Annotated in this window: 25 protein-coding genes, 3 tRNA genes and 2 pseudogenes (1 of these 30 running past the window's edge); 15 read left to right on the forward strand and 15 right to left on the reverse strand. The window is 61.8% G+C overall.

The annotated features are described in order from the left end of the window. Window positions 1-608: pseudogene (pyrF, locus tag EGH24_RS07850) on the forward strand (orotidine-5'-phosphate decarboxylase) (it extends 208 nt beyond the left edge of the window). Between the two features lie 314 nt (window positions 609-922). Continuing rightward, entirely contained in the window at window positions 923-1,456 is a 534-nt protein-coding gene (locus EGH24_RS07855) for a J domain-containing protein (protein ID WP_142979613.1), read from the forward strand. Here the strand turns inward: EGH24_RS07855 and EGH24_RS07860 are convergent, their stop codons facing one another. Continuing rightward, window positions 1,457-2,113, reverse strand: coding sequence for a CheF family chemotaxis protein (locus EGH24_RS07860; protein ID WP_142979614.1), 657 nt, complete (start codon window positions 2,111-2,113; stop codon window positions 1,457-1,459). Window positions 2,114-2,289: 176 nt separating this feature from the next. Between EGH24_RS07860 and EGH24_RS07865 the strand changes: the two genes are divergently transcribed. Beyond that, window positions 2,290-3,942, forward strand: coding sequence for a GTPBP1 family GTP-binding protein (locus EGH24_RS07865; protein WP_142979615.1), 1,653 nt, complete (start codon window positions 2,290-2,292; stop codon window positions 3,940-3,942). 24 nt (window positions 3,943-3,966) lie between these two features. Here the strand turns inward: EGH24_RS07865 and mch are convergent, their stop codons facing one another. Further along, complete coding sequence (gene mch, locus EGH24_RS07870) at window positions 3,967-4,902, reverse strand: methenyltetrahydromethanopterin cyclohydrolase (protein ID WP_142979616.1); 936 nt, start codon at window positions 4,900-4,902, stop codon at window positions 3,967-3,969. Between the two features lie 23 nt (window positions 4,903-4,925). Next, a complete protein-coding gene (locus tag EGH24_RS07875) occupies window positions 4,926-5,276 on the reverse strand; it encodes an MTH1187 family thiamine-binding protein (RefSeq protein WP_142979617.1) in 351 nt (116 codons plus the stop codon). Between the two features lie 101 nt (window positions 5,277-5,377). Between EGH24_RS07875 and EGH24_RS07880 the strand changes: the two genes are divergently transcribed. Both EGH24_RS07880 and EGH24_RS07885 read left to right on the forward strand, forming a co-directional pair. Then, window positions 5,378-5,653, forward strand: a complete 276-nt coding sequence (locus tag EGH24_RS07880; protein WP_142979618.1) for a hypothetical protein — start codon at window positions 5,378-5,380, stop codon at window positions 5,651-5,653. After that, entirely contained in the window at window positions 5,650-6,093 is a 444-nt protein-coding gene (locus EGH24_RS07885) for a type II toxin-antitoxin system VapC family toxin (RefSeq protein ID WP_142979619.1), read from the forward strand. The genes EGH24_RS07880 and EGH24_RS07885 overlap by 4 nt, the downstream gene beginning before the upstream one ends. A gap of 219 nt (window positions 6,094-6,312) precedes the next feature. Here EGH24_RS07885 and EGH24_RS07890 read toward each other — a convergent pair. Further along, window positions 6,313-6,383 (reverse strand) — tRNA-Gly (locus EGH24_RS07890). Window positions 6,384-6,683: 300 nt separating this feature from the next. Between EGH24_RS07890 and phoU the strand changes: the two genes are divergently transcribed. From phoU to EGH24_RS07905, 3 genes are all read left to right on the forward strand, one after another. Further along, window positions 6,684-7,364, forward strand: coding sequence for a phosphate signaling complex protein PhoU (phoU, locus tag EGH24_RS07895; protein WP_142979620.1), 681 nt, complete (start codon window positions 6,684-6,686; stop codon window positions 7,362-7,364). Between the two features lie 66 nt (window positions 7,365-7,430). Then, window positions 7,431-8,147, forward strand: coding sequence for a type I 3-dehydroquinate dehydratase (locus EGH24_RS07900; RefSeq protein WP_142979621.1), 717 nt, complete (start codon window positions 7,431-7,433; stop codon window positions 8,145-8,147). A gap of 50 nt (window positions 8,148-8,197) precedes the next feature. Further along, entirely contained in the window at window positions 8,198-8,680 is a 483-nt protein-coding gene (locus EGH24_RS07905) for a DUF7575 domain-containing protein (protein WP_142979622.1), read from the forward strand. A 50-nt stretch (window positions 8,681-8,730) separates the two neighbouring features. On the opposite strand, the gene EGH24_RS07910 is transcribed toward EGH24_RS07905, so the two are convergent. From EGH24_RS07910 to EGH24_RS07930, 5 genes are all read right to left on the reverse strand, one after another. Beyond that, window positions 8,731-9,903, reverse strand: coding sequence for a 3-dehydroquinate synthase II (locus tag EGH24_RS07910; RefSeq protein ID WP_142979623.1), 1,173 nt, complete (start codon window positions 9,901-9,903; stop codon window positions 8,731-8,733). A gap of 227 nt (window positions 9,904-10,130) precedes the next feature. After that, entirely contained in the window at window positions 10,131-10,367 is a 237-nt protein-coding gene (locus EGH24_RS07915; RefSeq protein WP_142979624.1) for a hypothetical protein, read from the reverse strand. Beyond that, window positions 10,364-11,005 (reverse strand): hypothetical protein, encoded by a 642-nt coding sequence (locus tag EGH24_RS07920; RefSeq protein WP_221886723.1) that lies wholly within the window; start codon window positions 11,003-11,005, stop codon window positions 10,364-10,366. Before EGH24_RS07920 ends, EGH24_RS07915 begins: the two co-directional genes overlap by 4 nt. Before the next feature lie 2 nt (window positions 11,006-11,007). Then, window positions 11,008-11,670: a hypothetical protein gene (locus EGH24_RS07925; protein ID WP_142979626.1), complete on the reverse strand. Its 663-nt coding sequence runs from the start codon at window positions 11,668-11,670 to the stop codon at window positions 11,008-11,010. A 165-nt stretch (window positions 11,671-11,835) separates the two neighbouring features. Continuing rightward, a tRNA-Lys gene (locus EGH24_RS07930) sits at window positions 11,836-11,909 on the reverse strand. A gap of 192 nt (window positions 11,910-12,101) precedes the next feature. Here EGH24_RS07930 and EGH24_RS07935 point away from each other — a divergent pair. Then, a complete protein-coding gene (locus EGH24_RS07935) occupies window positions 12,102-13,556 on the forward strand; it encodes a DHH family phosphoesterase (RefSeq protein WP_142979627.1) in 1,455 nt (484 codons plus the stop codon). A gap of 45 nt (window positions 13,557-13,601) precedes the next feature. Here the strand turns inward: EGH24_RS07935 and EGH24_RS07940 are convergent, their stop codons facing one another. Both EGH24_RS07940 and EGH24_RS07945 read right to left on the reverse strand, forming a co-directional pair. Next, window positions 13,602-13,892, reverse strand: coding sequence for a PRC-barrel domain-containing protein (locus EGH24_RS07940; protein WP_142979628.1), 291 nt, complete (start codon window positions 13,890-13,892; stop codon window positions 13,602-13,604). A gap of 81 nt (window positions 13,893-13,973) precedes the next feature. Continuing rightward, a complete protein-coding gene (locus EGH24_RS07945; RefSeq protein ID WP_142979629.1) occupies window positions 13,974-14,792 on the reverse strand; it encodes a helix-turn-helix transcriptional regulator in 819 nt (272 codons plus the stop codon). Window positions 14,793-15,188: 396 nt separating this feature from the next. On the opposite strand from EGH24_RS07945, the gene EGH24_RS07950 reads away from it, so the two are divergent. The 6 genes and pseudogenes from EGH24_RS07950 to EGH24_RS07975 all read left to right on the forward strand — a co-directional run bounded on the left by EGH24_RS07950 (window position 15,189) and on the right by EGH24_RS07975 (window position 20,821). Continuing rightward, entirely contained in the window at window positions 15,189-15,794 is a 606-nt protein-coding gene (locus EGH24_RS07950; protein ID WP_142979630.1) for an FAD-dependent oxidoreductase, read from the forward strand. Window positions 15,795-15,880: 86 nt separating this feature from the next. Beyond that, window positions 15,881-17,368, forward strand: a complete 1,488-nt coding sequence (gene malQ / locus EGH24_RS07955; RefSeq protein WP_142979631.1) for a 4-alpha-glucanotransferase — start codon at window positions 15,881-15,883, stop codon at window positions 17,366-17,368. A gap of 64 nt (window positions 17,369-17,432) precedes the next feature. Then, window positions 17,433-18,389, forward strand: a complete 957-nt coding sequence (locus EGH24_RS07960) for a mechanosensitive ion channel family protein (RefSeq protein ID WP_394348366.1) — start codon at window positions 17,433-17,435, stop codon at window positions 18,387-18,389. Between the two features lie 81 nt (window positions 18,390-18,470). Beyond that, window positions 18,471-19,385 carry a DNA-3-methyladenine glycosylase family protein gene (locus EGH24_RS07965; protein ID WP_142979632.1) on the forward strand — a complete coding sequence of 305 codons (915 nt, stop codon included), beginning with the start codon at window positions 18,471-18,473 and terminating at the stop codon, window positions 19,383-19,385. Window positions 19,386-19,459: 74 nt separating this feature from the next. After that, entirely contained in the window at window positions 19,460-19,873 is a 414-nt protein-coding gene (locus EGH24_RS07970; RefSeq protein ID WP_142979633.1) for a DUF555 domain-containing protein, read from the forward strand. Between the two features lie 48 nt (window positions 19,874-19,921). Further along, window positions 19,922-20,821, forward strand: a pseudogene (locus EGH24_RS07975) (HFX_2341 family transcriptional regulator). Window positions 20,822-20,824: 3 nt separating this feature from the next. On the opposite strand, the gene EGH24_RS15770 reads toward EGH24_RS07975, so the two are convergent. From EGH24_RS15770 to cmk, 4 genes are all read right to left on the reverse strand, one after another. Further along, window positions 20,825-20,953 carry a hypothetical protein gene (locus EGH24_RS15770; protein ID WP_281284933.1) on the reverse strand — a complete coding sequence of 43 codons (129 nt, stop codon included), beginning with the start codon at window positions 20,951-20,953 and terminating at the stop codon, window positions 20,825-20,827. Window positions 20,954-21,009: 56 nt separating this feature from the next. Then, window positions 21,010-21,080 (reverse strand) — tRNA-Pro (locus EGH24_RS07980). Between the two features lie 98 nt (window positions 21,081-21,178). Then, on the reverse strand, window positions 21,179-22,144 hold the full coding sequence (locus tag EGH24_RS07985; RefSeq protein ID WP_142979634.1) for an RNA-guided pseudouridylation complex pseudouridine synthase subunit Cbf5: 966 nt from the start codon (window positions 22,142-22,144) through the stop codon (window positions 21,179-21,181). A gap of 18 nt (window positions 22,145-22,162) precedes the next feature. Beyond that, window positions 22,163-22,741: a (d)CMP kinase gene (cmk, locus tag EGH24_RS07990; RefSeq protein ID WP_142979635.1), complete on the reverse strand. Its 579-nt coding sequence runs from the start codon at window positions 22,739-22,741 to the stop codon at window positions 22,163-22,165. Window positions 22,742-22,752: the final 11 nt, after the last annotated feature.

A 22,752-nucleotide genomic window follows, 5' to 3' on the forward strand; every position in this document is an offset into this window, starting at 1 on the left:
CCGANGGCTGGCGNGCGCTNCGNGANACGNTCGCNTACGCCCACGGGAAGGACGTNCCNGTNCTGCTNGACGCNAAACGCGCCGACATCGGCAACACGACGCGCCAGTACGCCGAAATCCTCGACGAAGTCGACGCGATCACGGTCAACCCCTACATGGGCCGCGATTCGCTACAACCGTTCCTCGATCGCGCTGAAAAGGGCGTCTTCATCCTCTGTCGGACCTCGAACTCCGGCCGCGAAGATTTCCAGGACCTCGAACTCGACGCGGGTGGCACCCTCTACGAGCACGTCGCCGACCGCGCCGTTGAGTGGAACGAGCACAACAACGTCGGCCTCGTTGTCGGCGCGACCGGGCCCGACGAACTCGAAGCGATCCGCGAGCAGGTACCGTCGCTGCCGTTCCTCGTTCCCGGCGTCGGCGCGCAGGGCGGCGACGCGAAAGCCGCCGTCGAGCACGGCCTCCGTGACGACGGCGTCGGCCTCGTCAACTCCTCCCGTGGGATCATTTTCGCCGGCGAGGACAAGGGCGAAGACTTCGCCGCCGCTGCGGGCCAGTCGGCCAAACAGCTCAAACAGCGACTCAATCAGCATCGCGGCGACGAATAGCGACCAACCTCCGGTCGATTCGCAAACTGTTCATCTGCCACCCCTGGCGGACTGAAAGGGCGAGGCTCTCTCGGCGAACCCGGACGACGCAAGCACTGCAGGAGCGAACGCAGTGAGCGACGAAGCGCGCAGCGAGTCCCGGGAGTTCTGCGAGCGAAGCGAGCAGAACCTCGAACGACGAGCGCAAGCGAGTCGTTCGGTGGTCGAGAGAGCCGAGGGCTTTCTACACATACTTCTCGCGCGCAACTGGCGATTTGGATACTACTACACAGTATAGCCGAGAGGCTTTCACCGCTGGATCCCCTACAGCCGCTGTGTCCCGAAACGGCCTGATCATGGGGATCGCGGCGGTTCTGGTGGGGATCACCACGCTCATGTTGATCGTGGGGGTCGTCGTCAACCCGTTTTTCCTCTTCGTCGCCCTCCCGTTCGGCGGTGCAGCCTACCTCATGTGGTATCAGGCCAGCGGCAAACTTGCCGACCGTATCCGCGCCAACCCGGCCGGCTACGCGCGGTCGACTCGCGGCGACGGCGGCCCGGGCGGCTTCGATGCCGGACCCTTCGAGGGCGGTCGATTCACCCGTGAACGTGTCCGGGAAAACCGCCGGCGAGCACGTGGCCAACGAGGGCAGGGCCGCCGCGCTCGCGGGGCTGGTAGCGTCGGCCAGCCAACTGGCCTCTCGAAATCCGAGGCCGCCGATATTCTCGGTGTCGACACCGGAGCCGACGAGGGCGAGATCAAAGCCGCCTACCGCGAGAAAGTGAAGACGGCTCATCCTGACGCGCCCGAGGGCGACGAGGAGGAGTTCAAATCAGTCAAAAACGCTTACGAGACGCTCGGGGAGTAGTTACAGGAGTGCCTCGTCGTCCAGTTCTTCGTTGACGAGCATGTAGCCGCGGCCGGTGAGGATCCCGCCCATCCCGCCGGAACTGATCAGGCCGGCCTCCCGGAGCGGCTCGAAGAGCGCGGCCACCGCGTCGGTCGACCGCTGCAGTAGTTTGGGGATGTCCAGCCCGCCGCCGGAGTACAGCGTCACCAGCAGTTTGAGCTGTTCGTCGGTGAGGTCCAAGCCCTCGATTTCGCGTTTCTGTTTGGCGTAGTAGCGCGTGACGAACTCACAGAGGATCTCGTGTTCGCGGTCGTCCCAGACGCTGATCTCGGTCGTCTGGACGTTCGAGCGCGGCCGCAGATGCCGAACGGAGAGGCTGTCAACGGTCGTTTCGTTGATGGTCTGGTAGCTCTCGCGGGCGTGGATGACGTTCGCCAGCGGAATCCCGATCGCTCCCACGTCGGGGTTGGTATCCCGAGTCCAAATCGAGCGGTTCTCGACAGTCAGCCGCCCGGCCACTGGCTGGACGTCGGTGACGCGACCGCCTTCGCGGGCCGGATGTCGCACCCCCGCCGGCGTGTTCGTCAGCAACTCTGGCTTGGGATCGCTGACGATCCACGGCGACCGCTCGCGCAACCGGTCTTGCTCCCCCCGTGGCTCCGGCGGCCGGCCCATATCGACTACCGCTCACGAGAGCCAAATATAGCTGGGGGCTGTCAGTTTCGACTTAGTTGACAGTTCTACGCACGCGACCATCGGACTGTGTTACAACGGTTCGCTATCCAGACAGCCATGCCATGGATAGCCACGGCACGGAAAGCGTTTTTACCGCCCCTTGCTAACGAGGCACTATGAGTGCCGACCGGGCCGCCTTGGAGCAGGCCCTCGCGCACGGCGAAGAAGAAGGCGGTCACATCGAGTTCAAAGAACGGCTCACCCGCGCCCTCCATCTCGAAGACGGCCGGAAGGAAAGCCTCGTCGCCCAACTCCGGCATCGCGTGCTCTCCGGCGACGGCGAAGCCACCTACGTCGTCGGCGTCACCGACGACGGCGGCATCGCCGGCATCTCACAGGACGCCTTTTCGGAAACGATGGACGTGCTCTCCTTGCTCGCCGAAGAGGCTGACGCCCACATCGACGACGTGGAAACGTGGTCCGCGGGCGACGACGGCCTCGTCGGGATGGCGACGATCCGCGAGGGCGCGATGTTAGAGGCTGACGACGGCCACATCGTCATCGGCACCGCAGGCCACGTCGACCACGGGAANTCGACNCTCGTCGGCTCGCTGGTCACCGGCGAGGCCGACGACGGCAACGGCGCGACGCGGGGCTTCCTTGACGTCCAACCCCACGAAGTCGAACGCGGCCTCTCGGCGGACCTCTCGTATGCGGTCTACGGTTTCGACGAGACCGGGGAGCCGATCCGGATGAACAACCCCCATCGCAAGAGCGACCGCGCACGCGTCGTTGAGGAGTCAAATCGGCTCGTCTCCTTCGTCGACACCGTNGGNCACGAGCCGTGGCTCCGNACNACNATCCGCGGNCTCGTCGGNCAGAANCTCGANTACGGNCTCNTNGCCGTCGCGGCCGACGACGGCCCGACGAANACGACCCGCGAACANCTCGGNATCCTGCTNGCNACNGANCTNCCGACGATCGTGACGATCACGAAAGTCGACGCCGTCAGCGATGAACGCGTCGAAGAAGTCGAAAAGGAGGTCGAATCGATGCTCCGGGATGTCCAGCGCACGCCGCTTCGGACTGATCGATACAGCATCGAGGAAGCTGCCGAGGAGTTGAGCGAGACGGTCGTCCCGATCCTCCGGACGAGCGCGGTTCGTGGCGACGGAATGGACGACCTCGACCGGCTGTTCGGCCAACTTCCGAAGCGCGCCAGCGATGACCACGGCGAGTTCCGGATGTATATCGATCGTACCTACAGCGTCACCGGTGTCGGTGCCGTCGCGTCGGGGACGATCAATTCCGGTCACGTCGAGGCCGGTGACGAACTCCTGTTGGGGCCGATGGCTGACGGGAACTTCCGCGAGGTCGAAGTCCGCTCCATCGAGATGCACTATCACCGCGTCGATGCCGCCAAAGCCGGCCGGATCGTCGGTATCGCGCTCAAAGGCGTCGACGAAAGCGAGATCGAACGCGGGATGGTGTTGCTGCCGCGACACGCCAACCCGACGGCGACGCGCTCCTTTGAGGCTGAGGTGATGGTGCTCAATCATCCGACTCGGATCCGGGATGGCTACGAGCCAGTGATCCATCTCGAAACGCTGAGTGAGACGGCCGTCTTCTCACCCGAGGACGGCAAACTCCTCCCGGGTGACACCGGGACGACGGAAATCGAGTTCAAGTTCCGGCCGTACTTCATCGAAGAGGGCCAGCGGTTCGTCTTCCGCGAGGGGTCAAGCAAGGGTGTCGGCACCGTGCTGTCGGTCGATTCGGAGGGAAGCGGCGAAGATAGCGATACCGACGCTGACGCAGCCCCAGAATAACCTCTTCTGCGATCGCCAGGTCGCTTACTGGAGTCCGAAGGAGTCGGCGAGGAGTTCCTCATCGGTTTCGCCGACGACGTAGGTGTCGCCGTCGACGACGTCGATCGTCGCTTTCGCGGGCGCGAAGACGCTTTCCGGAACCTCGTAGAAGTCCCAGCCGGCGTCTTCGAAGATCTGCTCGAAGGGGACGCCGTACTCCTCACGGGCACTCGACGGTACGTCCTCGAAGACGGTCGATTCCTCTCGCACCTGCAAGTAGACCTCTCCGCCGTAGGCGAGGGCGTCGTTCGTCCGGCCCATGGCGACTGATTCGTTGTAGCTGACCGGCGCGACCGGCGCGCGCCCCGTCGCCGACAGCACTTCCGTCGGCGGGTAGCCCAACTCTGCGAGCCGGAAGACCGCCAGTTCGGCCGCCCGGGCGGCCATCGAGACGCTGCCGGCCATTGAGCCAGCGGCGTAGGTGGGCAAAAATAGACTCGATGGCTCGACGCCGGCTGTCTCGGCGACGTACTCGGCGATCCGGTCGTTCGGGAGGTCGATGCTCTCGACGGCGAGAACGGCGAAATCGAACTCGTCGTAGTAACCGACGCGCTCGAAGTCGGTCTCCTTGCCGACGAGCGCGCGGGCCGGGCCGGAACCGAGGCCGTCGAAGTCGTCGAGATCGAGTTCCCAGCCGGCCTTCTGGGAGCACAGCAGGGCGACGCCGGGATGGTCGGTGGTCAACTCGATGTAGGGGATGGGCGCGCCGTTGATCCGCTCCATCTGGGTGTAGGTCGTCGCCAACCCGGCGGTCTGGATGTCCGCCAGCATGAGTCCCGCTTCGATACCGCCGTCGACGCCGACGCCGAAGTCGATGACCGTCGCGCCGCAGTCGAGTTCCGTCGCCGCGATTCCGAGTTCGTCAGCGAAATCCAACGCCTCGTCGACCAGCTCGATCGCTGACCGGTTGATGCTCTCCATACGGGTGGGTTGCTCGTGATCTCCTAAAGGGATTCGTCGTCGCTTTCCTCGGTTGCTCCCGGTGACTGCTCCGTTTTGGCCGGTCGGCCCAGATGCGCCTCGACAGCTTCGACTTTCTCGGCGGCCGACTGGTCGCTCGTCCGCTTGTGGTCGATCTTGAGGAACGTGCTGACGCGGTCGCCGTCGACGGCTTTGTGCGCGTCGCCGACGGCTGCCAGCAGCGTGTCGATGTCGGCGGCTTCGATCACCGTCCCCATCGGGTTCGTCTCGTAGGTCACGTCGTGGGCGTCGAGCGCGGCGACGGCCTTGGCAACCTCGCCGGACATGCTGTCTTCGATTACGGGTGCGACGCTGAGGAGTGCGATAACGGTCATGGCTATGGCTTTGGCTGGACGGCCCTAACTCTCTTGATGCGCCCTCAGGTCGGTTTAAATCTAGTAGTAAACGTTACTTGGTTGCATACACAACTACATGTATGGCCACTGCCGTCAAAGTCGATGAGGAGACGAAAGACCGGCTCGAAGAGTTACAGGCCGAAATCAGGCTTCGGACGGGGACCTCTGTCACACAGAAGGAACTCCTCGAACGGTTCATCGACGAGGCGTACGAATCCCGCGAGGAAGTCATCGATTCGTTTCGTGAGTCGACCGTTCCATTGTCAAATAGTGAGAAGGCGGCGATGCAGCGTGGTCGGTTCAGTTCCGGCATCGAAACAACTGAGGACGACATCGACGAGACGCTCTACGGATGACGGTGCTCGTTGACACCGGCGTCCTGTACGCCGATCACGATACGGACGCCTCCCGTCACACTGCGGCCAGCACCGCGCTCGAAGCGGTGTACGATGGTGCCCTCGGTCAGCCGTACGTGAGTGATTACATCTACGACGAGGCTGTCACGCTGACGCTGATGCGCGGCGGGTCGTTTGCGCCCGCCCAGCAGTTGGGCGAGCGGATTCGCGGCGTCGGGCCGTATCCACAGGTCTTCGAACTGCTTCGGGTCTCTGATTCAGTCTTTACCGAGGCAGTCGAGGTGTTCGAACAGTACAGTGACCAGCAACTGAGTTTCACTGACGCGACAACAGTTGCGCTCGCTGAACGGCACGATATCGACCATGTCCTGAGCTTCGATGACGATTTCGACGGCGTCGTCGCTCGCGTTGCTCCTGATGAGATAGAACCGACCGATTAGCGCCTACGTAGCTCCTGTCAGCGTACGGCGGTTGTGCTGATGCAGGCTATTCTACAGGGATTGTGTTCGGTAGAAAGTGCGTCGGCCGAGATTTGAACCACGGTCGCTCCGCTCGTTGCACTCGCTTCGCTCCCTGCTTCAAATCTCGTGAGCGAGTGCACCCTCACACGGAGAGCGAGCGACAGAACCGTCGCTCGCTGTGTTGTGTTCGGGAGAAAATGCGTCGGCCGAGATTTGAACTCGGGTTGTAACCATGGCAAGGTTACGTGATACCACTACACTACCGACGCCTGTTGCAACTCATGCTAACCGCCGATAGCTGTATAAGCGTTGCGAAACCACCCGACTGCCCGACCGCATCGAGTTACTCCGTCGACATTGTTCGGGTAGCGACTTGCTGCCAGCTTCTTCTGCGCATCATCACGGATGCCGCTCCTGAGTCGCAACCGAAATTCGACATCTGGACCTCGTGATCGGATTCGTCCCGTTCCTGTTTCAAAATAACTGACTCTTACACTGCTTATTCTACTAATCTGAATCAAAAGAAAACGAACAGAATGTTATTATACCAATACACGAAACAACTGTCCATGCCACGCGCCGCCTATCAAACGGATCTACAGACGCTCCGCGAGGACGTGCTCTACATGTCGGAACTCGTCGTCGACCGCCTCCGATCAGCCCTCACCGCCTTCGAGGGCAAAGACCCCGCCCTCGCCCGCGAGGTAATCGACGGCGACAGCGAGATCAACGACCTCTATCTCGATCTCGAAGCCAACTGCATCGATCTGCTGGCACTCCAACAGCCCGTCGCCTCGGATCTCCGGTTTATCGCCGCGTCGTTCAAACTCCTGACCGACCTCGAACGCATCGGCGATCTCGCGGCCAACCTCGCCGAATACTCGCTGGCCGCCGACCACGGCGTCGCCCCCGAAGTCGATCTGCAGGCTATCGGCGCGGCCGTCATCGAAATGATCGAAGCCGCCATGCTCGCCTACGACGAGGAAGATGTCGAGGCGTGTTACGCGCTGGCCGACCGCGACGATGAGATCGATCGGCAGTGTACGGTCGCTTCCGAAACCGTCGTCCGCGATCTGATCCAACGCGATATCGAGACCGACGCCGACACGGTCGATCTCGAAGGTATCCTCGACGACGTGTCGCGGCTCCTCCTAACAGTCCGGGATCTCGAACGCATCGGCGACCACGCGGTCAACATCGCCTCCCGAACCGTCTACATGGTCGACAACGACGCTGATCTGCTGTACTGAGCGGTCCCATCCTTTCGCGCCATGCCCAGACGGTACGGTTTTGCCGATCCCGGCGTACCACGACACATGAGCGAGTACGACCTCGATTTTGACGAGTTCGTGTTGGCGGCACCGACCGACACGCTCGCGGTCGAACCTGATGCCCGCGAGCACGCCGACGCCGTCGAATTCCGGCTTGATCTCGCCGACAATCCCCTCGATCAGTTGGCGGCCTACGACGGCGAGTTGCCGTTGATCGCCACCAACCGCGCCGCGTGGGAGGCCGGCGGCGCGGACGACGAAACCGAGCGACTCGTCACGCTCGAAACCGCCCTCGAATACGACGCCGTCGCCGCGGTTGATCTCGAATCACGCGCGCTCACCGGTGCCGTAGACGCCGCTGCAACCGACCGCGCCCGCGAAGTGCGCGCGACTGCCCGTGAGCGCGGTGTCCCCGTCATTGCGTCCGTCCACGACTTCGACGGGACGCCGCCGGTCGATGAGCTAGCCGACCTCCTCCGCGTCGCCGGCGAGGCGGGCGATGTCGCCAAACTCGCTACGACGGCGCAGGACCGCGAGGACGCGCTCGCGCTGTTGACCGCGACTCACCGCGCGACTGCGGCGGGCGAGACGGTGGCGACGATGGGGATGGGCGCGGCCGGCCAGCACACGCGCGCAGTCGCCCCGGTCTACGGCTCGAAGATCGGCTACGCGCCGGTCGATCCCGCCGACGCGACCGCGCCGGGACAGTACCCGCTGGCCGAACTCCGCCGGCTGGTCGCGGAGCTTCAGTCGCCGGCCTGAAGCGAAACCGAAAAACGGGAGTTTAACACCTTCATCGTCCAAGCCGACCTATGGGCAACTCACGACGGGTGTTGGTGACCGCGCTTGTCGCCATCGCGGGGGCGATGCTCGGCGTTGCGGGGGCCGGCCACGCCTATCTCCGCCGCTGGCGACGCTCGCTGCTGTGGCTGACGGTGACCATCGGGGCCGGCGTCCTGCTGATCAATCAGTACGTCCCGAATCCCGGCGAACTCGATCCCTTCGATACCGGCGCGCTCCCGACGGAGGTGACGCTTCCGCTGTTCGTCATCATCGCCATCAGCGTTTTCGACGCGACGCTGCTCGCCTATCTCGACGAACGGAACGATGGCGGCGACGCAGCCATTACTGCCGACGCCGTCGACGACGAGGGCGGCGTCTCCTGTCCGCACTGCGGCAAAACAACGGACGCGGAGCTGGATTTCTGTACGTGGTGTACGGAACCGCTCACGACTGCGGACGACAACGCAGCCGCCGACAGCGACCCGCAATCGTCCTCCGAGTTCGATCTGTAGTCATCGAGATCGATCGCCTCGATAATCGATGAAAAACAGCGACCGCGCGATTATTTCTCGATGATGCTCTCTTCGACGGCTTCGCCGAAGTGCCGCGCCACGTCCTCGTAGTACAGCAGCATCTCGTCGCCGGCTTCGAGATCGGTGACGGCCTTGCGGCCCTCGCTGGTGGCGACNTTGATNGTCTCGGCGTTCTGNAGCAGCGTCTCGATGCGGTCGCCNCCCTCNNTCTCNNNNTCGACGCGGAACATCGGCCGNTTCTCGATNTTCNNNCGGCCGACGATNGCCTCGCGGGTGNTNCCGTCGGTNNNGACGACCTGNACCTCGTCGCCNNNNTTNAGCTCNGNGAGGTANTTCGTNCCGCCNNCGGGCGTNCGNACGTANGCNTGGACCGCNCCGGCNTTGACNCGGAANGGNCGCGAGGCGACGTACGGCGATTCGGCNGTNTCNGCGTGGACGAAGAANANCCCNCGNGACATCGANCCGANGAGCATCCCCTCGTCGTNGTCCATCAGGCTCCCAGTGTCGATACAGACCCGGTCGGCCATGCCTGCGCGTTCGACCTCGAGAACCTCGCCGTACGTGAGATCGAGCGTTTCGCGTTCGGCGGCGTCGCGGACCTCGACCGTGTTGCGGATCTCATCGGGGTCGTCGGTATCCAACAGGACGCCGTCCGCGCCGAGTTCCAGCGTCTCGAAGGCGGTTTGGGCCTCCTCGGCGGAGGTGACGCCGGCCAGCAGATCGGTCTCCTCGCCGATGCGGGCGATCAGGTTTTCCAGCGGGATGATCGTCCAGTCCTCGCCGATGACGGCCGTGTAGTCGGCTTCTTTCGCGGCGGCCTCGGCGAAGGCCTCGTAGTCCTCGTCGAAGATGCGGATGTACGCGCCCTGTGTTCCGCCCTCGCCGCGGCGGAGGGTCGTCAGATCCGCGGAGCCGGAGAAATCGCTGGGTAGGTCGATCGTGCCGTCGCCCTCGCTGTCCTTGCCGACGAAGAGGGCATCGGCGGGCTGGCTGTCGGCATCGGGCTCGGCCTCATCGACCATGTCGGCGTCCGAGCGGAAGGCAGCGACGTTGATGTCGCCGAGGTCGCGGACGCGATCGACGTCGTCCTCGTCAACGAGGACCCAATCGACGCCGGCCTCGATGGCGGTCGTGATCCGCTGCTTTCGTGTCTCCCAGTCGCCGACGGCGTCGTCGGCTTTGATCCAGACGGTGCGTGTCATTACCGGGCTGTCAGTGCGCGTCGGCTTGAACATGGCGGAAGCTACCTACGGGTAGAATTTTCATAATGTTGGAAGATACTGGTAGTCTCAGGTAGGAGCCTATCTATTCTTTATTAGTTTATCCGGAACGAATCTATAGAAGGAATATTATTGACTTGTGGTTTGATTATTCTGGGTTTCAAATTAGCGGTATACGATTTCAATAATAACTATATAAACTACTCTAATCATTTCACAAATTCATATGCTGAAACAATTATAAGAAAGGCACCAATTATAGATAAAAATACTATAAATAAAATTTGTATGTCAGAAGATAATACCTCGCTTGTTGTTACCCCTTTTGCAGTGATAGAGATTGAAAGCACTTCAGCAGAAAACTCTTCGAAACCAATCATGATAAACAACATAGAAAAAACAGGCAATTCAGCTACCAATTCGAATGTTAGTTTTTTGTAATTCATGACTCCGGTCCTGTATAATACGCATAAAATAAGAATGCGGCAGAAAGCGCGAAAATAATAATCAATGCTACCGAGTTCACTATAACTGAAATAATTGTCGCTATTGTAGCAAATACAGCTCCTGAAAGTGTTACAACAGAGTATATCTCTTCAATAGTTTGTGTTCTTGCTTCATTGATTAGTCGCTCTTCTTCAGGTGTATGGGTATCTATTAATGGTTCAATGGATTTTCTTACACCTTCTTTCTGGAAAACGGACCCTGTGTCGAGTGTTGTTTCTACTGCCTGCTCAAAACTGCTATTATGAATATAAATACGCTCTTTGGGATCAAGCAGATCTTCGTGAAAATTGTCCTCCAGCTGATTCACACGGCTCTCCAGCAATTCATTCTGTTGTTTGGCATCTCTAATACCCCGTACTAAATGTGCCACGTTTGAATCGCCATGGGATACATAGTTATGAAATAGCATTTCACCAGTTACCTTTTTCTCTTTTTCCTGAAATTGTTTGACATAGACAACTGGTTCAGATGGTGCAACTTTTTTATGAATGTCTGTTTCTATTTTGGGATCTAGCAGTCTCTTTTTTTGAATTTCTTCTCCGAGAGGATTCTTCTTAGGGATTCTTGAATCGTTCATTTTCACTTAGTCTCGTCGAGTACCTCTCTAAGTTCCTCTATCTCTTCTTGCAGGACATCGATACCCATGATAATTCCTTCTTTTTCTTCTTCAGATATCTCTAAATCATCTTCTAAGGCCTTATTAACGCTTTCACTAGCGGCAAGCAGTAATGATGTACTTAGACTTAATCCAACGCTGGCAGCAACTTTTGTATGAAAAATGAGGACATTTCCAGACATGAGCTCATATGTCATCATTGGTTCTTTAGATGTTTCATTGTACTCAACAGATGAGTTGTATGAAGAGATTGGATTGATTCTCCCCGCAAATATTTGCATATAAACTGCTATAAGAGATTCTTCAAGAACAGAGTACTCTTCTGAGATATTTTTTAATACTTCATACACTTCTTCATTATCAGAGAGGTCTTGTTCAAACCCGTTGTTTTCGTTGTTACTTATTTCCAAATATGATCCCATTGTCACGAACTGATATGCGGTTGGTTCAGATTGTGCAAAGCTCGTAAGTAGATCTCTTACTTCCTCGTACTCACTTTGCAAATAGTATTTTACTGCTGTATCGAGCAGTTCGTTTATCGGCTTTTTCAATTTTCGATACGATTGATATTGGTCATATATCTCGTCTGAGCTAAAATCAATCGCGTCGCTAACGTTGCTGCTCATATAAAAAGTAGAGTTTCTAAGTATATAACACTACTGCGATGTGTCTATTTATAAAATTCATTCAAATAGTTAGAAGTCTCATTTTCACACCGGGTTATTATGCAATAGGAGGTGGCCGATTTGAACCGATAGCCGCTTCGCTCCTCACGTAGTTCGGCGCAGAAACGGGCTGGACGCGATTCGAACACGCGACCGACGGATTAAGAGTCCGTCGCTCTGCCAAACTGAGCTACCAGCCCTCATCGAACGCTACCCGTGTCGTCGTAAAAGGGGTTTCCTTTCGCAGCCACTGCTCACTCGGTCGCACGCGCCGGAATCGACAGCCGCCAGCCGCCGGCGGAGCCACGGCGTCGGTCGCGCTGGCGGCTGTTGCGGCGGTCGTTGTGAAACGAATGCCATTAAGTAGCCGCCGACGCTGGCTTTCGATACTCATGAGTGCTGGCACGACTGGCTCCTCGCGGTCGACGTACGCCATTCTGGGCTGCGGGAGCGTCGGTCACGCAGTCGCCGAGGAACTCAGCGAGGCGGGCAACGACGTGCTCATCCTCGATAAAGACGAGAGCCGTGTCGAAGCACTCCGCGATCAGGACCTCAACGCCCAAGTGCAGGATATCAGCGAGCCATCGGTCGCCGACGCGGTCGGCGACCGCGATATCATCCTCGTGCTGTCCTCCGACATCGAGGCCAACAAGGGAGCAGTCGCTGAGATCCGCGAGCAGGGCGGCGGCCAGTACATCGTCGTCCGCGCCTCCGACCCGGTCAGCGAGGAGGAGCTCCGCGAACTCGGCGCGGATGTCGTCGTCAACCCCTCGACGGTCATCGCCGAATCCGCGCTCCGCAGCCTCGAATCCGGCGAACTCCAGCACAAGGCCCGCCAGCTGGCCGATATCCTCGAAGCGACTGACGGCCGGCTGGGCATTCTCACACAGGACAACCCCGACCCCGACTCCATCGCCAGCGCGACCGCCCTACAAGCGATCGCCGCCGAGTTCGGCGTCGAGGCCGACATCCGCTACGAGGGCGATATCGGCCACCAAGAGAACCGCGCGTTCGTCAATCTCCTCGGCATCGAGTTGCTCGACGGCGACGAGGAGCCGCCGATCGCCGACTACGACCGGATCGCGCTCGTCGACAACATGAAATCCGGCGACCACGACCGCGATTTCGATATCGACATTTTCATCGATCACTACGAGCCCGACGCCGAACTCGCCGCCGAGTTCATCGACGTTCGCACCAACGTCTCCTCGACGTCGACGATTCTCACCAAATACCTCCAAGAGTTCGACCTTAGCCCCAACGAAGAGGTCGCCACCGCACTGCTGTACGGGATCCGGGCGGAGACGCTGGATTTCAAGCGGGATACGACGCCCGCNGANCTNACNGCNGCNGCNTANCTNNANCCNTTCGCCAACCACGACACGCTCGAACAGGTCGAGTCGCCGTCGATGNNNCCNGANACGCTNGANGTGCTCGCNGAGGCGATCCGGAGCCGCGAAGTGCAGGGCAGCCACCTGTTCTCGACAGCAGGATTCATCCGCGATCGGGACGCGCTCGAACAGGCCGCCCAGTACCTCTTGGATCTGGAAGGCATCACGACCAGCGCGGTCTTCGGTATTGTCGACGATGAGATCATCGTCGCCGCGCGGTCGAAGGACATCCGGATCAACATCGGCTCGATCCTGCAGGGGGCCTTCGACGACATGGGCGAGGTCGTCGGGCACTCGACGCAGGGCAGCGTCGAGGTCCCGCTCGGCATCTTCACCGGGATCGAAGCCAGCGAGGACAACCGCGAAACGCTGTTGCAGTTGACCGAAGAAGCCGTCAGAAAGAAACTGTTCGCCGAACTCGGCGTCGACGGCGGCGATTCCTCGAACGGGTCGTAAGCCGCTGCGTCCGGCTTCGTCCCGCGTGGAGGGCGTTTTGGCCGATCAGACCGCGGCTTCCTCGGCTTCTTCCGGCTCTTTGAGGCGTTCGATCGTGCTGTTGATGAGGACGACATCGCCGACCGCGCGCACCCACCGGTAGGGGATCAGTACGCCTTCGCCCGGGCTGACCGTGCTTGAGAACAGTTCGTCGTTGAGTTCGCCGACCGCGAGGTTGGTGACCTGTTGGGCGTCGAGATTGAGCTGTACGTCCTCGATTTCGCCGACGAAGACGCCGTTGTTCGAGTAAACCTCACGGCCGACCAGCGACGTGATCTCTTGGGGAGTCCCGTCCATGCTCCTACCCTTGTGAGCACCGATAATAAGATTTCGTGGTTGACAGCCACTTGTCTGACGGTTTCGGAGCGGACCGCCGCCTCAGTCAGTGGTCGACTCTTCAGCCGTAGTCGACTCACCACCTGCTGCCGATGACGACACCGCCGTCGCCTCGGTGGTCCAGTGGTCGAGCCGACTCCGGACCCACTCGACCGCGTCGGGACTGCTGTTTTTGATCAACGCCCGCGCGCCACTGTCGTCGACGATCAACAGCCCGGCTTTCGTCCCCGTCGGCTGGTCGGCGACAACAAACCCGTGTGGCGGTGTCGTCTCAAGCAGTTGCAGGTCGGCACCCGCCTCCCGGAGCGCGTTCAGTGTCTCGCTGTAGGTACTGACGAGCGCGGAGACGACGGGGTCGGTGACGACGATCTCCGCCCGGTTCGCGCCCTCGGTCGCGGTCGTACAGGCTTCGATAAGCTGCGGGAAGACGGCCGGACACAGCAACTGCACCCCTGTCGCGTCGGTCAGCAGCGAACACAGCGACGAGACCGGCTGGTGTGGGGTCGCCTGCGTCGCCGTGATGATCGTCGCGCCGTCGAGCATCGCCGGATCGATATCCATCTTCGGCGGCAGGTCGGCGAACACTTCGCCGGCCGACAGCAGTTCGGCGGTCTGGGATTTGAAGCGGTAGTACTCAGACAACAGCAGCTCGCCCAGCAGCGTCCGGCGGTAGCCGTCCGCCGAGCGGGTGACGAGGCCGGCGTCCTCCAGCTCCCGGATGCTCCGGTCGACTGTCGACCGCGAGGTCGAGACAGCCTCGGTCACCTCGCGTTTGTCACAGCCGGTCACGTCGACTGCGTACAGCACCGGCTCCCGCTGGATCAGCGTCGACAGCACGTCGGCTGGGTCGGTCGTCACCATGGTCCGGAATGCACTGAGCCAGTCCCCCTGGCCCGATACCTGGGTGTATGGTATATAATACACCGTGAAGTATTTAAGCGTTAGTCACATCGTGGGTAGATCGGTCAGCAGGTGAGGTAAAGACCATACCCTTCCGTGGTCTATACGCCGGGGTGCCTCTGACAAACCGGCAATTCCGATCCGCCGCCCTGCCCGGACGGCTGATCGATTCGCGTGACGGCCTTGCCCGGACCGTCACTGACGCCCGCCGACTTTGCCCGGGTCGGCAGGCCTCACGTCTGCCGGCTGCCCTCCAGGTGGCCGGCTGGACGGTTTTCCGTGTGTTCGTTCGTCAGTGGTACTGCCGTCCAGTGTGGCTCCAACGACTATTTATTCATCGGGGCTGACACCTACACGATGAGCGACTCCGAGACAGTCGACGCGACGGTCAGTATCGTTGGCGGCGGTCCCGCAGGCCTGAGTGCCGCGCTGTTCGCCCAGAAGAACGGTCTTCAAGCCCGTGTTTTCGACACCGACGGGACGTGGATGCACAAGGCCCACCTGTTCAACTACCTCGGCATCGGTTCACAGGACGGCTCGGCGTTCATGGACGTTGCCCGCCGACAGGTCGACAGCTTCGGCGTCGAGCGACACCAAGGCGAGAAAGTCACGGACGTGACGGCGACGGACGACGGCTTCACCCTCGAAACTGATGACGGCAGCTACGACTCCGACTACGTCGTGTTGGCGACGGGTGCCAACCGCGATCTCGCCGAATCGCTGGGCTGTGCCTTCGACGGCGATGTCGTCGATGTCGGCGTCGAGATGGAGACCAGCGTCGACGACGCCTACGCCACGGGCGCGATGGTCCGGGCCGAGGAGTGGCAGGCGNTCATCTCNGCGGGCGACGGCGCGGCNGCNGCGCTNAACATCCTCTCGAAGGAGAANGGNGANCACTTCCACGACTTCGACGTGCCCGCCGACGCCGACGGCGTCTTCGGCGCGATGAGCGACGAGGCGTAGCGCGGCAGCGACCGGACGCACACAGCAGTCCCCATCGGTCGCCGAAGACCGCAACGTTTGACACGGACGCCTCCGACAGTGCGGATATGGAATTCGAACGCACGAGCGGCGTCTTCCTGCATCTCACCTCGTTGCCGGGGCCACACGGCATCGGCGACCTCGGCGAGGGCGCCCGGGAGTTCCTCTCGTTTCTCGACACCGCCGAACAGACCTACTGGCAGTTCTGTCCGCTGGGGCCGACCTCGGCAGCCCATGGCAACTCCCCGTATCAGTCGTTTTCGGCGTTCGCGGGCAACCCGCTGCTGATCAGCCTCGACCGCCTCGCCGACGACGGCTGGCTGACCGACGACGACCTCCAGCCTGTCCCCGACTTCGACCGCCACGCGGTCGAGTACGAGCGTGTCGCCGAGTACAAACGCGACAAACTGCGGGCCGCCTACGAGCGATTCGACGAGACGGCAACCGAAGACGACCGCGCGGCTCTCGCCGAGTTCCGCGAGACCGAACCGTGGGTCGAGGACTACGCGCTGTTCCGCGCGCTCAAGAAGAAACACGAGGGCGTCGCATGGATCGACTGGCCCGAGCCGATCCGAACCCGCGATCCCGACGCGCTCGAAGAGGCGCGCGAAGAACTCGCAGCGGAAATCGAGTACCGCGTGCTCGTCCAGTACTGGTTCGATAAACAGTGGCAGGCGTTCAAGGAAGACGCCGAAGCGGCCGACATCAAACTCGTCGGCGACGTGCCGATCTACGTCGGCCTCGACAGCGCGGACGTGTGGGCAAGCCCCGAAGCGTTCCAACTCGACGACCAGAACCGCCCGACCGCCGTCGCCGGCGTCCCGCCGAACAGTGGCGACAGCGGCCAGAAGTGGGGTAATCCCCTGTACGACTGGGGCACCCTCGCCGAGAACGACTACGACTGGTGGGCCCGCCGGCTTGATCGTCTCTTTGGGCAGGTCGATGTGACGCGGCTGGATCACTTCCAAGGCTTTCTGGAGTACTGGGCGATCCCGACTCACGCTGACTCGGCAGCCGAAGGCGAGTGGCGCGACGGCCCCGCCTACGACTTCTTCGAGACCATCCGGGATCGACTTGGCGAACTGCCCTTCATCGCGGAAGACCTCGGCTTCCCCGACGAGGAACTCAACGCGCTGATGGATCACTTCGGCTTCCCCGGCATGCGCGTCCCACAGTACGCCGACTGGTGCCAGAACGGCAATACTCACCAGCCGATGCACTATCCGAAAAATTCGGTGGGCTACACCTCGACACACGACACCGACACCTTCCAAGGCTACTACAACAATCTCGGCGACCGCCAGCGTGAGTGTCTCCACTACAACCTCGGCGTCGACGGCGGCCAGATCAACTGGTCGATCATCGAAGCTGTCTGGCGATCCGACGCGGTGTTGGCGTTCACGACGATGCAGGACCTCCTCGCGCTCGACAGCCACGCTCGGTTCAACACGCCCGGCACCGCTGAGGGCAACTGGACGTGGCGCGTCACCAGCGACGGCCTCGACGAGGATATCGCCAACAAGCTCGGGACGATGACGATGATCGAACTCCGATAGGAATCGATCCCCAAGTACATCGCGGCAGCGGCACGGTTTTACCACTGGCGGCGATGATTCGGCTGTGAAACGCGCTGCCGGCTGGCTCTCGGTACTCGCCGCGATCTGTCTGGCAGCTGCCGGTGCGCTCGTGGCGACGCCCCTGTTTACGCTCGGGCCCGACATGCTCGGCCCGTTCCCGACGGCCGACCTGCTCAGCAAGGCTCTCTTTGCGGGCGCAGTCGTGTTCGGCCTCTCGGGGTTGCACCTTCTCGTCTTGCAGTACCTGCTGCGCACAGCAACCAAGCGACGGGCTCACGACGTCCGCAACATCCTGCGGCTCGTCTTCGGTGCGGTCGGGGTCGTCGCGCTGCTCGGCGTGCTCACCGACCAGTGGCTCGGCGTCCTGCTGTCGCTCGGTGTCGTCGGCTTTGCGATCACCTTCGCGCTCCAGCAGCCACTGCTCTCGTTGCTCGGCTGGCTCTATATCATGGCGAAACGGCCCTACTCGGTCGGCGAGCGCGTTCGGATCGGCGAGACGAAAGGCGACGTGATCAAGGTCGACTTCCTCGTAACGACGATCTGGGAGGTCGGCGGCGAGTTGATCTCGACGAACCAGCCTTCGGGCCGGGTCGTCACGGTGCCCAACAGCGTGGTGTTGTCCTCGGAAGTCACCAACTTCGGCGGTGGCGGCTCCGAATACGTCTGGAACGAGATCCAGCTCCAGGTCTCCTACGAGACGGATATCGACGTGGCCAGCGAGATTATGATCGAGGAGGCTGAGGCGGTCATCGGCGAGGAGATGGCCGACTCCATCACCGACTTCCGGGAGCGACTCGCCGAGACCCCGGTCGAACTCGAAGTCACCGACGACCCGACGGTCAACGTCACCCAAGCCGAGTCGTGGATCGAACTCCGACTCCGCTACGTCGCCCACCCGCGACAGGGGACGCGCGTCAAAAACGAACTCTACGAGCGCATCCTCGAACGGTTCAACGAGAACGCGACCGTGACCAGCTTCCCGGTCAGTCGAAACCGCTGACGCGCTGGCTCCCACACCGCAGATTCGGGTCGCCACCCGACACCGAAACCCCGAAACCCACCGCAGGCCTCGGTTCGACTGATGGAACAGGGAGCGATCCTGGTCGACGATCTCGCCGGGCCGTTCGACCTGCAATCAACGGTCGAAAGCGGCCAGAGCTACCTCTGGAGCCGGCTCGACGGGAAGATGTACACCACCGACGACGCCTACGGTGGCCAGGCGTGGTACGAGACGGTCGTGCCGCCGCTCGATGGCGTCAGCGACGAGCAGGCGGTTGTCCGCGTCCGACAGGTCGACGACCGAATCGAGTGGGAGTCGACGACCGACGCCGTCCCGATTCTCACCCACCTCCTGCGGCTTGATGACGACCTCACGGCGATCCGGGCTGCCGCGCCCGACGAGCCGCTGTTCGACCGTGCCTTCGAGCAGTACCGCGGGATGCGTCTCGTCCGTGATCCACCGTTTGCGTGCCTCATCTCGTTCATCTGTTCGGCTCAAATGCGCGTCGGGCGGATTCACGGGATGCAGCAGCGACTCGCCGAGGAGTACGGCGAGACAGTCGCCTTCGACGGCCGGACGTACCAGGCGTTTCCGACGCCCGAAGCGTTGGCCGCCCGCACCGAAGCCGAGTTACGCGACCTCAGCCTTGGCTATCGCGCCCCCTACGTCCAGCGGACCGCCGAGATGGTCGCCGACGGCGAGGCCGACCCGGCTGACGCTGTCGGCCGTGAGTACGAGGCGGCCCGCGAGTACCTCACGCNGTTCGTCGGCGTCGGCGANAAGGTCGCCGACTGCGTGCTGCTGTTCTCGCTTGGCCACCTCGAGGCGATCCCGCTTGATACGTGGATTCGTACTGCCATCGAGGAGTACTACCCCGACTGCGAGCAGGGCAACTACGCCGAAACGTCGCGGGCGATCCGCGAACGGCTCGGCGGCGAGTACGCCGGCTACGTCCAGACATACGTCTTCCACTACCTCCGAAACGGCGGCGAGTAGGCCAGCGGCGACCGGAGCGAGCAAGCTGTCGTTGCGGCCGAACTTTCATACTTGCCGCCGTGCTACCCACACACATGGACTGCCGGGTCGTCGTCGACGCTGCGGTATCGGTGTACGACGTGGAAACGGTCGACGAGGCCGTCCGCATCGCCATCTCGAAGACCGGCGAGCTACTGAACCCGGATCTCAACTACGTCGAGATCGAGATGGGCTCGCCGACCGGCCCGGACGGCGAGGAGTTGCCGCCGGCCTACATCGTCGCCGACGAGGCACTCGTCGCCCTTGAGTTGACGATGGACGTGTTCAACGTCGAGCAGGAGGAACACGCAAAGCGAGTCGCCCGCACCGAGATCGGGAAACGGCTGAGCGAGGTTCCCCTCCAGATCGCTTCGGTCGAAGAGATTCCGGACGAAGAGGTCGAAGGCAAAAACGAGAGCGACGGCGAGAGCGATGAGGAAAGCGACGCCAGCCCAGCCGATCCGGAGTAAGCCACGCCGAACAGGACCCTTTTCACGCGCCTCGGCGTCTCACCACGCATGCAGACCCACATCGTCCCGGTCGGNTTCGATTACGACCGGCTCATCGCGCCGCTGNTNCGCGANCNNNTCNNCGTNGANCGGGCNNTCNTGCTGGAGGGCGCGGTCGGCAGCGAGGCCAACGTCGAGTATTCTCGAAATCTGGCCTCCAAACTCGAAACCGACTTCCAGAGCCTGCTCGGCGCGGAAACCGACCGGATTCGCCTCGAAGACGTCTACGACTACGACGCCGCCTTCGAGGGTGCGTTCGAGCTCATCAACGACCAGCTCGACGGCGGCNNNGAGGTNTGGGTNAACGTCTNCTCGATGCCNCGNNNNGTCNNCTTCGCCTTCGCCACCGCGGCCCACTCCATCGCCGTCGAACGGGCCGACGACCGCGACCGGATTCACACCTACTACACCGCCCCGGAGAAGTACCTCGANACCGANNTNGCCGAGGAGTTGCGGGCCGAACGCGAACTCCTTAGCGACCTGCTTGAGGCCGACGATTTCGACCGCGAACGCGTCGAGGAGCGCCTGGAGAGCACGACCGAACTCCTGACCGAGTTCGACGAGCGCGGCTCGACCATCGGCGCGAAGGAGATCAACGGCCAGCACATCGTCGAACTCCCGGTCGCCTCGTTTTCCAGCGTCAAACCCTTTGAAGAGCTCATCCTCTTCACGCTCGGCGAGCATGGCGAATTCGACTCCGTCAGCGAACTCGCGGAGGCAATCGCCCGCGACCTCAACGAGGAGTACACCGACAGCTTCCGGTCGAAAGTCATCTACAACGTTGATCGCCTCGGTCCGGGCGGGAAGGGGTACATCGAACAGGAGGAGGTCGGCAAGTCCTACCGGACGACGCTCTCGCGGATCGGCGAGCTGTGGGTCCGCTCACACGCGGATACGACCCGAGAGTAGGGCTTAGAGAACGATGCCGACGAGTTGGTAGAGCAATCCGAGGGCGAACACCGCGACCAGCAGGACTGTCGTCACGACGACTGCCGGCGAGAGCTCCGTTTCTTCCGTGGTGATGTACGAATCCAGTTCCATACCCCAGAGAGATCACTCCCGGGTGTAATGTTTTCCTACTTCGAGTGAAAACGGAGTGGGACTGCCGAGAGTCGAACTCAGGTCCTACGGACCCCATCCGCAGAGGATACCACTACCCCACAGTCCCGCACCCGAGAAAATGCGAGGCGGTCGTTTAACACCTTTGTTTCGCTCGTCGCTGCCGGCTCTGTCCGGCGGTTTGCGGCGACGACGCGGCCGCCCGACTTACACCAACACGCGTTCGAGATCGACCACGACACCGCTGTCGCCGTCGGGGTCGCCGACGAGCGTGCCGAGACACACCGCACTCCCATTGGGCGTGTAGCAGGCCACGAGCGGGTCGTCGTCGCTCGCTTCCGGGCCGTCGATCACGCCGGGTGCGTACACCGGCGCGCCGGTGGCAACCTCGCGGGCCGCCGAGGGGACGATGACGACGCTCGGCAGGTGGTCGAATGCGCGTTCGGCCGGCTGGACGACCTCGCGCAGTCGGTCGGTGTCGCCCTCGCGGGCAAACGCCAGTGCGTCGGTCAACTCGTGGAGATCCACCAAGGAGGTGTCGTTGAAGGGGTCGGTCGCGGTACGGCGGAGGTGGCCCATGTGCGCGCCCGTTCCGAGTGCGAGCCCGAGATCGTGACACAGCTTGCGGACGTAGGTCCCGCTTTCACATTCGATCCGTATTAGGGCTTGTCGGTCGCTGTGATCCAACAGATCAAGCGCATAAATCTCACGCACGCGGAGCTTGCGACTCACCGCGCTTTTTCGGGGTGGTTTCTGGTAGAGTGGAGCCTCGAACTCGTCAAGCACCGATTCGAAATCCGCCGGCTGCGGGCCGTGAAGCTCCAAGACGGCGACGTACTCCTTGCGCCCTTCGAGAAAGACCTGTGCCATCCGGGTGGCATCGCCGAGCAGCATCGGCAGACAGCCCGTCACCTTCGGGTCGAGCGTCCCCGCATGCGCCGCGCGGTCGACTGTGGGTGTGTCCGTCGTCGCTGGCGGTTTTTGGTCTGCGTCGCTGTCGCCAGCACTCGCCGACGCAGCGAGGTCGTCGACAGCGTCGCTTGCGAGGTCTCGCACCCAGCCGGCGACCTGATGGGCCGAGGGGCCGGCGGGCTTATCGAGGTTGACGACGCCGAAGGCCAGCAACTCGGCGGGCGTTCGATCCTCGGGTGCGGCGCGGAGTGGGTCGGTCATTGGTGGAGGGGGCGAAAATTAGAAGTCGTAGACGACGTCTTCGACCGGAGTTTTGCCCTCGTCGATGTCGGCGTCGTAGGCCTCAATCGCCGTGATCAACATCTTTTGGACGGATTTGGGCCCCCAGCGGGCGGTGTTGTAGGTGATGTCGTAGATCGTCAGATCCGCGATATCGATATTATAGTACTCTTGATAGCGTTTTCGCTCGCTTTTCTCGCGGCGAGCGGTCTCCTCGCGGGCCACCTCGATGCCTTTGTCCTCGCGGTCGGCGATGCGGTCGGCGCGGATCGCCCGCGGCGCGTCGAGCCAAATCTTCAGGTCGGCGTGGTCGCCGGCGAGCCAGCCGGCCAGGCGAGATTCTAAAACGACATCGTCCTGTTCGATGGCGACCGTCCGGAGGCGACGGTCGAGGTCGCGGTCGATCTGGTCGTCGTCTTCGGCCAGCTCGTTGAACTCGACGGGCGAGTAGCCGCGCTCGTCGGCCAGCTCGCGGAAGATGTCGCCACCGCTGACGTGGTCGAGATCGAAGGCCTCGGCCAGCGCGGCAGCACTCGTGGATTTCCCGCTGCCGGGCGGGCCCGAGACGGTGAGTAACATATCCACCCTCC

Origin of the sequence: Halonotius terrestris, from assembly GCF_006861665.1 — an archaeon.
Classification (GTDB): domain Archaea; phylum Halobacteriota; class Halobacteria; order Halobacteriales; family Haloferacaceae; genus Halonotius; species Halonotius terrestris.